General features: G+C 52.4%; 10 protein-coding genes. 6 read left to right on the forward strand and 4 right to left on the reverse strand.

The features are described from left to right. The first annotated feature begins 55 nt into the window (after positions 1-55). From glyQ to cobA, 5 genes are all read left to right on the forward strand, one after another. The gene (glyQ, locus tag AJE_RS09115; protein ID WP_008606182.1) at positions 56-982 is read left to right on the forward strand and encodes a glycine--tRNA ligase subunit alpha; all 927 of its coding nucleotides are present in this window, start codon (positions 56-58) and stop codon (positions 980-982) included. After that, positions 982-3039, forward strand: coding sequence for a glycine--tRNA ligase subunit beta (gene glyS / locus AJE_RS09120; RefSeq protein WP_008950611.1), 2058 nt, complete (start codon positions 982-984; stop codon positions 3037-3039). The genes glyQ and glyS overlap by 1 nt, the downstream gene beginning before the upstream one ends. 383 nt (positions 3040-3422) lie before the next feature. Continuing rightward, entirely contained in the window at positions 3423-5999 is a 2577-nt protein-coding gene (gene nirB / locus AJE_RS09125; protein ID WP_008950612.1) for a nitrite reductase large subunit NirB, read from the forward strand. Position 6000: 1 nt separating this feature from the next. Then, positions 6001-6360, forward strand: coding sequence for a nitrite reductase small subunit NirD (nirD, locus tag AJE_RS09130; protein WP_008606173.1), 360 nt, complete (start codon positions 6001-6003; stop codon positions 6358-6360). Positions 6361-6427: 67 nt separating this feature from the next. Continuing rightward, a complete protein-coding gene (cobA, locus tag AJE_RS09135; protein WP_008950613.1) occupies positions 6428-7297 on the forward strand; it encodes a uroporphyrinogen-III C-methyltransferase in 870 nt (289 codons plus the stop codon). Here the strand turns inward: cobA and AJE_RS09140 are convergent. Both AJE_RS09140 and AJE_RS09145 read right to left on the reverse strand, forming a co-directional pair. Then, a complete protein-coding gene (locus tag AJE_RS09140) occupies positions 7294-8991 on the reverse strand; it encodes a bifunctional protein-serine/threonine kinase/phosphatase (RefSeq protein ID WP_008950614.1) in 1698 nt (565 codons plus the stop codon). The genes cobA and AJE_RS09140 overlap by 4 nt on opposite strands. A 2-nt stretch (positions 8992-8993) precedes the next feature. Further along, on the reverse strand, positions 8994-9848 hold the full coding sequence (locus AJE_RS09145; protein WP_008950615.1) for a formate/nitrite transporter family protein: 855 nt from the start codon (positions 9846-9848) through the stop codon (positions 8994-8996). 438 nt (positions 9849-10286) lie between these two features. On the opposite strand from AJE_RS09145, the gene AJE_RS09150 reads away from it, so the two are divergent. After that, positions 10287-11564 (forward strand): nitrate regulatory protein, encoded by a 1278-nt coding sequence (locus AJE_RS09150; RefSeq protein WP_008950616.1) that lies wholly within the window; start codon positions 10287-10289, stop codon positions 11562-11564. Positions 11565-11651: 87 nt separating this feature from the next. Here the strand turns inward: AJE_RS09150 and tusA are convergent, their stop codons facing one another. Both tusA and fadA read right to left on the reverse strand, forming a co-directional pair. Further along, positions 11652-11900, reverse strand: a complete 249-nt coding sequence (tusA, locus tag AJE_RS09155) for a sulfurtransferase TusA (protein ID WP_008606167.1) — start codon at positions 11898-11900, stop codon at positions 11652-11654. Between the two features lie 107 nt (positions 11901-12007). Beyond that, positions 12008-13171: an acetyl-CoA C-acyltransferase FadA gene (fadA, locus tag AJE_RS09160; RefSeq protein ID WP_008950617.1), complete on the reverse strand. Its 1164-nt coding sequence runs from the start codon at positions 13169-13171 to the stop codon at positions 12008-12010. Between the last annotated feature and the right edge of the window lie 11 nt (positions 13172-13182).

Below are 13182 nucleotides of genomic sequence, written 5' to 3' on the forward strand. Positions count from 1 at the left end.
AATTTAACGGGGGCAGCTTTGCCCCCTTAGTCATTTAAAGTGAGTCTGTTGCGCCATGCATAAGTACGATATTAAAACCTTTCAGGGGCTAATTTTAGCCCTGCAGGATTACTGGGCACGCCAGGGCTGCGTTATCGTGCAGCCGCTGGATTTAGAAGTTGGCGCCGGTACTTTCCATCCGATGACCTTTTTACGTTCTCTGGGGCCAGAGCCGACTAACGTCGCTTACGTGCAGCCATGTCGCCGGCCAACTGATGGCCGTTATGGCGAAAATCCCAACCGGCTGCAGCATTACTACCAGTTTCAGGTGATCTTAAAGCCGTCACCAGACAATATTCAGGAGCTGTATCTGGGCTCGCTGCGCGAACTGGGGATCGATACCCTGGTACACGATATCCGCTTTGTGGAAGATAACTGGGAATCACCGACACTGGGTGCTTGGGGCCTGGGTTGGGAAGTGTGGTTAAATGGCATGGAAGTAACGCAGTTTACCTACTTCCAGCAAGTGGGTGGCCTGGAGTGCCGTCCGGTAACCGGCGAAATTACCTATGGCTTAGAGCGCCTGGCGATGTATATCCAAGGTGTGGATTCGATCTATGATCTGGTATGGACCGACGGCCCCTTGGGGCGGGTAACCTATGGCGATGTGTTCCATCAGAATGAGGTCGAGCAATCGACCTACAATTTTGAGCATGCCGATGTAGCCGCCTTGTTTGCCTACTTCGACCAGTGTGAAAAGGAAAGCCAGTATCTGATTGAACAAGGCCTGGCGTTGCCAGCCTATGAAAAAGTGATGAAAGCCTCACATGCTTTTAACTTGCTGGATGCTCGTCATGCCATCTCGGTAACTGAGCGTCAGCGCTATATTCTGCGGGTTCGCACCCTGGCCAAGGCCTGTGCGCAGGCTTACTATGATGCCCGCGAAAAACTGGGTTTCCCGCTTTGCAAGAATCAGAGCGCCAAGCAGTCGGAGGCGAACTAATGCGTTCACAAGATTTTCTGGTTGAAATTGGTACCGAAGAATTACCACCAAAATCGCTTACCACTTTGGCACAAGCCTTTGCCGATAATCTGCAAGCCGAATTAGCTAAACTTGAGCTTAGCCATGCTGAAATTAGCTGGTATGCGGCTCCACGCCGCTTAGCAGTGCGGATTAATCAGTTAGCCGCAGCCCAGGCCGATAAAGTGGTAGAAAAGCGCGGGCCAGCGCTGAGTGCGGCCTTTGATGCCAATGGTAATCCGACTAAGGCCGCTGAAGGTTGGGCCGCGGGTTGTGGCATTACGGTGGCGCAGGCTGAGCGTTTAGAAACCGACAAAGGCGCCTGGCTATTATGCCGGCAACAGCAACAAGGGCAGGCGACGGTCAGCTTGCTGCCGGAGATGGTCAGCACAGCCTTAGCCAAACTACCTATTGCCAAGCCGATGCGCTGGGGTAGCTCAGATGCCGAATTTATCCGGCCGGTACATACCATTATTATGCTGTATGGTGAGCAGGTAGTGCCTGCTACTATTCTTGGCCGGCAGAGTAGTAATCAGACCTATGGCCATCGTTTTCATGCGCCGGCGCTGGTCAGTATCAAAGATGCCGATGCCTATCTGCCGACGCTGGAACACGCCTTTGTAGTGGCTGATTTCGCTAAGCGCAAAGCCTATATCGCGGAGCAGGTACAAGCGACCGCTCAGCAGTTACAAGCACAGCCGCAATGGGATGACGCTCTGCTGGAAGAAGTCACGGCGCTGGTCGAATGGCCGGTAATACTGGTAGGTAGCTTTGAAGAAAGCTTCCTGCAGGTGCCGGCTGAGCCGCTAATCTCGACGATGAAGGATAATCAGAAGTACTTCCCGCTGCGGGATAGTCAGGGCAAGTTACTGAACAAGTTTATCTTTGTGGCCAATATCAGCAGCAAGGATCCACAGCAAATTATCTCTGGTAATGAGAAGGTGGTACGGCCGCGCTTATCAGATGCGCAGTTCTTCTTTAATACAGACCGCAAGGTCAAACTCGCTGAGCGGTTAGACAGTTTAAAGACAGTACTGTTTCAGCAGCAGCTGGGCACGTTGTTTGAAAAATCGGAACGAATCAGCCAGGTGGCCGGCTTTATTGCCGCAAAAATTGGTGCCGATCAGGCCGCCGCTGCCCGTGCCGGCTTATTATCGAAAACCGATTTGATGACTAATATGGTCGGCGAATTCCCGGAAGTGCAAGGTATTATGGGTATGCACTATGCCCGGCTGGATGGCGAAGCGGAAGCAGTAGCCTTGGCGCTGAACGAGCAATATATGCCGCGTTTTGCCGGTGACCAGTTACCCAGTCGTCTGGAAGGGGCGGCAGTAGCTATCGCAGATAAGCTGGACACACTGGTCGGTATTTTCGGCATTGGCCAGATCCCGAAAGGAGACAAGGACCCGTTTGCGCTGCGTCGCGCCGCCATTGGTGCCTTACGTATTATGGTAGAACAACAGCTACCCTTGGATTTAACCGACCTGATTGCCGTGAGTCAGCAAAGCTTCGGCAACAAACTGACCAACCCACAGGTGGCCACTGAAGTCCTGGACTTTATGCTGGGTCGCTTCCGTGCTTGGTATCAGGACGAAGGCTATAGCGTTGATGTGATTCAGGCGGTACTGGCGCGCCGGCCAACTAATCCGGCAGACTTTGATCGCCGGGTTAAAGCGGTAGCACAGTTCCGTAAGCTGGATGCAGCAGCAGCCTTAGCGGCTGCCAATAAACGGGTGGCTAATATCCTGGCCAAAGTAGACGGTGATATTGCCACCACGGTAAATACCGCTTTACTGCAGGAAGAGGCCGAACAGGCACTGCATAGCGCAATAACGGCTGAGCAGGCTTATCAGGCCGGTCAGCATAGCTATGCCGAAGCCCTGGCGCACTTGGCCTCAATGCGTGAGGTTATTGACCAGTTCTTTGACAAGGTAATGGTAAACGCCGATGACGCTGCCGTACGGGCTAACCGCCAGGCGCTGTTAAAGCAACTGCGGGAGTTGTTTTTGCAGGTGGCGGATATTTCACTGTTACAGTAATATTTGATAAATAATAAAAAAGCCAGCTGTAATGCTGGCTTTTTTATTATGTTACCCAACATAGCACAAATAACGTGGTTGCCTCAATCCGGTGCCGGCTTGCACCGGTTTAAAGCAAAGCTTTGCTTGGCTGTGGTACGAAGTATGATATTTATATAATAAAATCAATCAGATAATAATATGGCATTGTTTGTGCTTTTATTTTGTCAACAACACCAGCGCAGACTGGTGCTGAACCTAATTTGAATTGAGGTGTAAAGCTCTGCTTTGCACGGGCAACGAGGCCCACGACAAAACTGCCTGCTGGCAGCTTAGTCGTGGGCTTTTTTTATCGGCAAAATTTGTTGTTCGCTTCGGCTAACAAGGGCTTTAAGGACTTAGACATGCAGCAGACAAAACACATTCTGGTGATTGGCAATGGTATGGTGGGGCACCATTTTGTTGAGCAACTGCGCGCCAAAGACCCACAGGCAAACATTACCGTGTTGTGTGGTGAGGTGCGGCTGGCCTACGACCGGGTGCATTTATCCGGCTACTTCAGCGGCACCAGTGCAGAGCAACTTGCTTTAACGACAGAAGAGGCTTATCAGGCGGCCAATATTCAATACCGCCTAAATTGCTGGGTGGAGCAAATCGACCGTGACCAGCAGTTGGTCATAACCCGTCAGGGCGGGCAGTTTTACTATGACAAGCTGGTGCTGGCAACCGGTTCCTATGCTTTTGTACCACCAATTCCCGGTAATGAGCAGCCGCATTGTCTGGTGTACCGTACGCTGCAGGATTTAGATGCGATAGCGCAAAGTGCGGCCCAAAGTAAAGTCGGTGTGGTGATAGGCGGTGGTTTGCTCGGGCTGGAAGCAGCAAATGCGCTAAAACAACTCGGCTTACAAACTCATGTGGTGGAATTTGCACCACAGCTAATGGCTGTGCAGCTGGATCAGGCTGGCGGCCAGATGTTAAGCCAGAAAATTACCGAGCTGGGTGTGCAGGTACATACCGGCAAAGCCACTCAGGCGATAGTTGCTGGCGCAGAGTGCCGTTATCAGTTGCAGTTTGCCGATGGTGAAAGTTTAGAGACAGATTTAGTGCTGTTTTCCGCTGGCATCCGGCCTTATGACCAGTTGGCGCGCAGCTGTGGTTTAGCTGTGGGGGATCGGGGCGGAATAGTCGTTAACGATCAGTGCCAGACGTCTGACCCACATATTTATGCCATAGGTGAATGTGCCTTATGGCAGCAAAAGATTTTTGGTCTGGTAGCACCTGGCTATCAGATGGCGCGTGTGGTGGTAAGCCAACTGACAGCTGGCGGGCTGAGTTTTACCGGCGCTGATATGAGCACCAAGCTAAAACTGCTGGGTGTGGAAGTGGGTTCTATTGGCGATGCCCATGCCAGAACGCCTGGCGCGTTAAGTTATGTGTTTACCGATCCGCGTGCTCAGGTCTACAAAAAAATGGTGGTAAGCAAAGACGGCAAACGCCTGCTGGGTGCTGTGCTGGTCGGCGATACCAGCAACTACGACAGTCTGCTGCAATACGCTTTAAACGATATGTTGCTGCCAAAACAGCCGGAGCAACTGATTTTACCTGCAGCGTCCGGCGCAGCTGTGGCCGCTTTAACTTTACCCAACAGCGCCACCATTTGTTCCTGCCATAACGTGGCTAAAGGCGACATAGTGGCGGCTATGGACAGTGGTTGCTGCGATTTAGCCAGTATCAAAAGCTGCACTAAGGCCAGTACAGGTTGTGGTGGTTGCACTGCTTTGCTCAAATCCGTAGTGGATGACGAGTTAAAAAGCCGTGGGGTTGAGGTGAAAAATCACCTCTGTGAACACTTTGCTTATTCCCGTCAGGAATTGCTGCATTTAGTTCAGGTGGGCGGTATTAAAACCTTTGCCGAACTGTTAAGCCGCCACGGTCAGGGTTTGGGCTGTGATATCTGTAAGCCGACTGTGGGCTCTATTCTGGCGTCGAGCTGGAATGATTATGTGCTGAAAAAACCTCATGTGGGTTTGCAGGACACCAACGATACCTTTCTCGCCAATATGCAAAAAGACGGTTCTTATTCAGTGGTGCCGCGTATTGCCGGTGGCGAAATTACCGCAGAAAAACTGCTGGTGATAGGTCAGGTCGCTTTGGATTTTAATCTCTATACCAAAATTACTGGTGGGCAGCGTATCGACTTATTTGGCGCCCGTTTAGAGCAGTTGCCTGCCATTTGGCAGCGTTTGGTTGATGCGGGTTTTGAGACCGGCCATGCCTATGGCAAGTCGCTGCGTACAGTCAAATCTTGTGTCGGCAGCACCTGGTGTCGTTATGGTGTGCAGGACAGTGTCGGTCAGGCCATAGCTATCGAAAACCGCTATAAAGGTTTAAGGGCACCCCACAAAATCAAAATGGCAGTGTCGGGTTGTACCCGCGAATGTGCTGAAGCGCAAAGCAAAGACATTGGCATTATTGCCACCGAAAACGGCTGGAACCTGTATGTCTGCGGTAACGGCGGTATGAGGCCACGCCACGCCGACTTATTTGCCACCGACCTCGATACCGACACTTTAATCCGCTACATAGACCGCATTCTGATGTTTTACATCAAAACTGCCGACCGTTTGCAGCGCACCTCGGTCTGGCTGGAAAAGCTGGACGGCGGGCTGGAGTATCTGCGCCAAGTGATTATTGACGATCAACTGGGTATAGCGCAGGAGTTGGAAAACCAGATGGCTGCGCTGGTGAATACCTATGCCTGCGAATGGCAGGCCACGCTGGACGACCCGCAGGCGCTGAAACGTTTCCGCCAGTTTGTTAACAGCCCGCAGCCGGATCCCAATATCGTTTTTGTCGAAGAACGGGCGCAGATCCGCCCGGCGACAGCAGAAGAAAAACGCCGGTGGCAGCAACAAATTCCTGTTACCCAGCTTTCTACGTCAGAGCTGCCTGCCACAGCTTTAGTAGAGGAGAAATAATATGGCCTGGACTGATATTTGTGCTTATGAAGATTTAGTTGAAAACAGCGGTATTTGCGCTTTGTTCAATGGCTGCCAGGTGGCGGTGTTTTTGCTGCAACAGCAGGGCAGGCAGGAACTGTATGCTATTGGCAATTACGATCCTGTCGGCGGCGCTAATGTTTTGTCGCGGGGCATTGTTGGCTCTGTCGGTGAGCAGATAGTAGTGGCTTCACCTTTGTATAAACAGCACTTTAACCTGAGCACAGGCCAGTGCTTAGAACAACCTGAAGTGGTGCTGCCTGTCTATGCGGTGAAACTGCAGCATGGCAGGGTATGGCTGCATGCCCAACAACAAAAGCAACAGGCATCAGCTGCCTGATTAACAACCAGACAGCAAGGGCTGGTTAAAAAGGTAAAGGACAAGGCTAAACATAAGGGTAAGTATGATGAGTGTTATAAGCTACTTTCTGCGTTCACCACTGGGCCGCTCAGTTATATCAGGCTGGAACTGGCGTGACGCTGACACCGGCCAGTTAAAACCCGCAGGCAAAGGCCGGGTGGTACTAATTGGTGCCGGGCCTGGTGATCCTGAGCTGTTAACGGTTAAAGCGCAGCGTTTATTGCAGCAGGCCGATGTGCTGTTGTTTGATAGTTTGGTTCCGGCTGAGCTGTTGGCGATAGCGCCACGGCGTTGCAAAAAAGTATTTGTTGGTAAAAGAGCGGGCCGCCATGCTATGTCGCAGCACGACATAAACCAGTTGCTGGTAAAGTATGGCCAGCAAGGTGGTTTGGTGGTGCGGTTAAAAGGTGGCGACCCGGCGATTTTTGGCCGGGTATCAGAAGAAGCTGCAGCGTTGCAACAAGCCGGTATTGCCTTTGCCATAGTGCCGGGCGTGACCAGTGCCTGCGCGGCTTCGGCCTATTGTGGTATTCCGCTTACCGCCCGCGGCAGTGCCACGTCAGTGCAGTTTTTAACCGCGCAGTTTGCCGACCCTGCCAAACAGCCGGACTGGTCTGGTTATCAGTACAGAGCCAATGGCTCTAACCCGACGCTGGTGGTCTATATGGGCTTAAACCGTTTGCAGCAATTGTGTGCTGGTTTAGTGTCAGTTGGCTGGCCGGACAATACCGCTATAGCGCTGCTGGATCAGGTCAGTACTGCCCAGCAACAGCAACTGCAGGGCACGCTGGCTGATATTGACCAGCGTTTAGCGGCCAATCCGCTATGCGGGCCGACATTGATTGTGATTGGCGAGGTGCTACACCAGCGGATGGCGGTAGATTTAAGCCTGCTGCAGGCTAAGGTTGTTGCTTAGTTTGCCAGCAACCATAATATAATCAGGCATTGCAGCAGGCAGCAACTTTGCCAGAACCACAGCGGATGAAGTTCTATCAGGCTTTGCGGTGCCTGAAACTTCGCATTGGGATGGCGTAAATCATATAAAAACTCAGACAGGGCCTGATAACGCAGGCTGGGGTCGGGCTGCAAGGCTTTTTCCAGTGTCCGGTCCAGCCAGGCGGGTAGCTCGCTATCGGCAGATAACACAGACTGATACTGTAGTTTTTTCTGCGCTTTTAAACTTCTGCGCCGGGCAACCTCAGGCCCGTAAGGAAAGCGCCCCGACAGCAACTGATAGGTTAATACAGCCAGTGAGTACAGATCTGAGCGCTCACTGCCTGGTGCACCTAAAAAATACTCGGGTGCGCAATATAAGGCAGTGCCGGGAATATCGCCGGCCACTTCGTCATCTGGCTGTAAGCCGGCCAGCCGTGCTGCACCAAAGTCGATAATTTTAACGCTGCCCTGTGGCGTAACCATGATATTTTCCGGTCGTAAATCCTGATGCAATATTTCGCTGCGGTGCAAAGCCTGTAAGCCTTTGCCAATTTGTTCTGTCAGCGTGCGTATTTGTTCCAGAGTGGCTTTGGGGTGGTCGAGTTGCCATTGGCGCAGGGTTTGGCCATCAATATATTCAAATAGCGTATACAGCGCTGTGCGTGGTCTGTTGATGCTGGCCGGGCGCAATACATAAGCACTGTTAACCCGTTTTGCTATCCATTCTTCGCGCAACAGCCGCTCCAGATAATCGGGCTGTTCGGCCAAATCAATCGACGGTGCTTTTAGCACCAGCAGTTTTGCTGTTTCGCTGTCCTGCACCAGATACACATGGCTGCGGCTGCTTTGTTGCAGTGGCCGTATTATCTGCAGGCCGTCAAGGGTATCGCCTTGTTGCAATAGCGGTGGCAATGGCAGTTGCTGATCGATACAAGCCGGTAAACTGCTGTCTGCCGGCAGGGCGTTAATACGCACCAGTTGCAGCGTAATATTATCTTTGCTGCCAGCGGCTAAAGCGGCGTCGGCCAGTTGCTGTGCCAGCGTTGATAAATCTGCTTGTTCTGGTCCAAGTAACGCCATTAGCTGCGGCTGTGGTAACACTTCAAATAAGCCATCTGTCGCCAGCAGAAATACATCCCCTGCCAGCAATGGCAGGCTGTGGTAATCGGGTTCCAGCACTGCGCCGGCTCCAAGCGCCTGGCTTAAAAAACTGCTGCTGCCACGCCATACCCGGTGATCCCGCGTCAGTTGTTCCAGTTGCCGGTTACGCCACAGATAAATCCGGCTGTCACCAACATGCAGCAAATGTGCATGGCGTTGCTTTAGGATCAGCGCACTAAAAGTGCAGACATAACCTTTATCCGGATCGGCAGCAAAAGGGCCATTGCGGTTTTGTGCATATAACCAGTTATGGCTGGCCTTTAACACCTGCAAGGCGGCATGCGGCACCGACCAGGCATCGCTGGTACAGTAGTAGTCGCTGAGAAAGCTTTTCACTGCGGTTTCGCTGGCAATCTGGCTAACGGTACTGGTGCTGATACCATCGGCCACCGCCAGCACTATGCCTTTGTTACTCAGCTGTGGTTCTGTGGGCAGGCAAGCGCCAAACCAATCCTGGTTCAGCGTTTTGCAACCTGCACTACTGTACTGGCCGATGGATACTTGCAATGACATGGTCAGACTTTGGCCAGATCTGCAGTGTTGCGGCTTGCTGCGGTCGTCACCAGATTACGTTTAGGCGCAGTTTTATAGTGCGTGCTGTACAGCGTCAGGCCGGTAAAAGCCAAACCGCCAACCAGATTGCCAAGCGCCGTAGGTATTTCGTTCCAGATCATATAATCCATAATGGAGAAATCACCGCCCATCATCATGGCGAAAGGAAATAAAAACATATTCACCACCGAGTGCTCAAAACCCATAAAAAAGAACAACATAATTGGCATCCACATGGCAATGGCTTTGCCGCTGACATGGGTGGAGATCATCGCGCCAACCACCCCCATCGACACCATCCAGTTACATAACATGCCACCCAGAAAAATGGTCAGCCAGCCCGCAGTGCCATGTTCGGCATAACCTAAGGTGCGCGCCTCACCGACATCTGCCAGTTTGTCAGCCACAGCCCCCGGCTCGGTATTAAAGCCCATCGTTAGCACAAACGCCATCATGGCTGCCACTGTTAAAGCGCCAACAAAGTTACCGATAAATACCAGCCCCCAGTTGCGTAGCACCCCCTTTACCGTAACACCGGGGCGGCGGTCCAGTAAGGCCAGCGGTGTCAGTACAAAAACACCGGTCAGCAAATCAAAGCCCATCAGGTACAACATAATAAAACCGACCGGGAACAACATAGAGCCCACTAAAAAGGAGCCCGTTTGCACGGCAACAGTTATCGCAAATACCGCCGCCAATGCCAGAATCGCGCCCGCCATATAAGAGCGGATCAGGGTATCGCGGGTAGACATAAAAATTTTTGCTTCGCCGGCATCGACCATTTTGGTCACAAACTCGGCTGGAACTAAATAAGCCATGGGTTCACCTTTTTCCGTTATGTTTAGTTATTCAGCTGCTGTTTTTTGCACAACAAAAAAGGCGTCCGGATCATGCTGTGTTATCAGCTGATCACGGGACGCCTTTGTCCTGAAACTGTTTTTTGTCCGGAGGTGCTTAACACCTCCGCCGCATTTAACTAGGCAACTTTGATGCCAGCCTGAAATTTTCGCTTAATCGTCTAATTTGTCTTGGTTTTTAATAATATGCCTTTGCCGTGGCGGCAGTGCTAAGGGCCATAGTTGTGCATAGTAGCGCATTTTTTGCACTGATTTGGGGCGCTTGCCGGTATTGGTGTTGTTATTAGCTAGCGCTTATGCAGGCTGAAACGCAAGGCTGGCAGTAGCTGGCACAGGCAAAAAGCGGGTATGGAACAGGCATTGCTAGAACTTAGCACTGACCATTCTATTGTGTAATGTATGAACCCTTCGACCGCACAGTTTTTGCTGGCTGCAAAACAGGCAGAAATAAAAGCCCTGTTACAGCTTTCGGCTAACTGTCAGCTGGTAACCAGCATTAGCGAACTGGTGCATCAGCTGCAGCGCGAGCGGGGCATCAGCAATATTTTTCTCGCTTCAGGCTGTGAGCTGTTTGCCCGCCAACGCCAGCAGCAATTGCAGCACAGCACCAGCGCAGAGCTGCAATTACGCACAGCACTTGAGCAGCAGTATTTACACGCACCGCAGCCGTGTAACAGCAGCCGTTTACTCAGCGGTATTGCACTGGCATTGCAGGGCATGGATCATCTGGCGGAACTGCGCGAACAAATACACCAGCAAAAAATAACCCCCTTACAAGCCACCGAAGCCTATAGCCGCTTGATTGCCGCCTGGCTGGCGGTGGTGTTGGAGTCGGCTGATCTGGCCTGTGACGCCAGCATTACCCGCGTACTGGTTGCCTTGTTTAACCTACTGCAAACCAAAGAATATGCCGGCCAGGAAAGGGCATGGGGTGCTATGGGGTTTGCCTCCGGTAAGGTAAGTACAGAGCTGGCTGAGCGTTTATTATTACTGCAACAGGCCCAGCAACACAGCGCTGCTGTTTTTCTGGAATTTGCCAGCAGCGCACAACAGCAGCAGTGGCAACAGCTGGAGCAAAGCGCCGCAGCTAAACAGCTGCAACAACTGAGAACTATGCTGCAGCAGCTACCGGGCACGGCAACGCTGGTGCCGGCAGTCAGTGATCTTTGGTATCAGTTTGCTACCGATCGTATGGACGCGATGCACCAGTTAATGGCATTGCTGACAGCTGATTTGCAGCAACTCACCGCTGCTACTGTAACTGCCGCTCAACAGCAGTTGCAGCAGCACCGGCATAAGCTAACCGAGCTGACTGCCTTGCCAGCCGGTTCAGGTTTAACTTTATTAATCGATCCCAGCATGCCGGGTTTATATGGCGCCTCGGTTGTACCGCAAACGACCAACGAGCACGGCATCACGGCACCCGGCCGCTCGTTTTATCAGCTGTTGTCGGAGCAGGCGCAGCATATCCGCCAGATCCAGGCGGAGTTATGTGACGCCCGCCGCGCTATTACCGAGCAAAAACGGATCGACCGCGCCAAGCTGCTGCTGATGCAGTATAAAAAACTCAGCGAAGAACAGGCCTATCGCCAGTTACAGCAAAGTGCAATGCAGCAGCAATGCCGTATTGCGGATGTAGCGGAAGCCGTGGTGAAAGCTTTGCTGCAGGGGGGCTAGATTAGCAAAAGAACGTGTTAATAAATCCGCTCCGGTTTAAACCGAAGCGGCTATTGTCATGGCGTTTTACAGGCAGTCCGGAGTTTGTTAGGCACTCACTTTCTTTACCAGATACCGATACGGCAGTTCAGTGGTATCGCTGCCCACTAACTCATGATCCATAAAACGGCAAAAGGCAGGAATATCACGGGTGGTGGCCGGATCGTCGGCAATAATTAATAAGGTTTCACCCAACTGCATTTTACGGATTTGCAGCCGTATCATCATTACCGGCTCGGGGCAGCGCATACCTAAGGCATCAAGGGTGTGATTTGCGCTGCTAAATAACTGTCTCATCTCTGCTCCGCAAAAATGGGGTCAGAGTACTCTGACCCCATATATTTAGTAAATAAGGGCCGTAAAAACGGCCCCTATTTTACGCGATTCGCAGCTTTGCTGCCAGCTTATGGCCGTTCAAACACCGTAGCGATACCCTGGCCTAAGCCGATACACATGGTTGCCAGGCCAAACTTACCGCCCTTAGCTTCCATCACATTAATCAGCGTGGTGCTGATGCGTGAGCCGGAGCAGCCCAGTGGGTGGCCTAAAGCAATGGCGCCACCGTTCAGGTTCACTTTCTGCTCAGCTACTTCCAGCAGACCCAGGTCTTTCATAACCGGCAAGGCTTGTGCCGCGAAGGCTTCGTTCAGCTCGGCATAATCGATATCGGCAATGCTGATACCGGCAGCCTTTAACGCTTTCTTCGAGGCTGGCACCGGGCCATAACCCATAATAGACGGATCACAACCAGCCACACCCATACCACGGACATAAGCGCGGATCGGTAAACCGAGCGCCTTCGCTTTGTCTTCGCTCATCACCAGCATACCTGAGGCGCCATCGGATAAGGCGGAAGAGGTGCCTGCGGTCACAGTACCGTTAGCCGGGTCAAATACCGGCCGCAGCTGGCTTAGTGCTTCAACCGTGGTTTCCGGGCGGATCACTTCGTCGTAATCGAACAGGCGCAGTACGCCATCGGCGTCATGGCCTTCAGTCGGAATAATTTCATTTTTAAAGCGGCCCTGCAGGGTGGCTTCGTGCGCCAGGCGATGCGAGCGGGCACCAAACTCATCCTGCTGCTGCCGGCTGATGCCATGCAGCTTGCCCAGTAATTCGGCGGTCAGGCCCATCATACCGGCGGCCTTGGCCACTGAGGTGGCTAAGCCAGGGTGGAAGTCGACGCCGTGGTTCATTGGTACATGACCCATATGCTCGACGCCACCAATCAGATAGACCTCACCCATACCGGTTTGGATGGCGCGCACGGCATCATGCAATGCCTGCATTGAAGAGCCGCAGAGGCGGTTTACGGTGACACCCGGTACTGAGTGCGGGATACCCGCCAGTAAAGAAGCATTGCGGGCGATATTAAAGCCTTGTTCCAGCGTTTGCTGCACACAGCCCCAGATCACATCATCAATATCTGCCGGGTTTAAAGCCGGGTTGCGCTCCAGCAGGCTGGCCATAACATGGGCTGACAGCTGTTCAGCGCGAACATTGCGGTACATGCCAGCTTTAGAGCGGCCCATCGGGGTACGGATACAATCTACAATAACGGCGTTTTTCATATTCTGCTGCT

The organism is Alishewanella jeotgali KCTC 22429, assembly GCF_000245735.1.
Taxonomy (GTDB): Bacteria; Pseudomonadota; Gammaproteobacteria; order Enterobacterales; family Alteromonadaceae; genus Alishewanella; species Alishewanella jeotgali.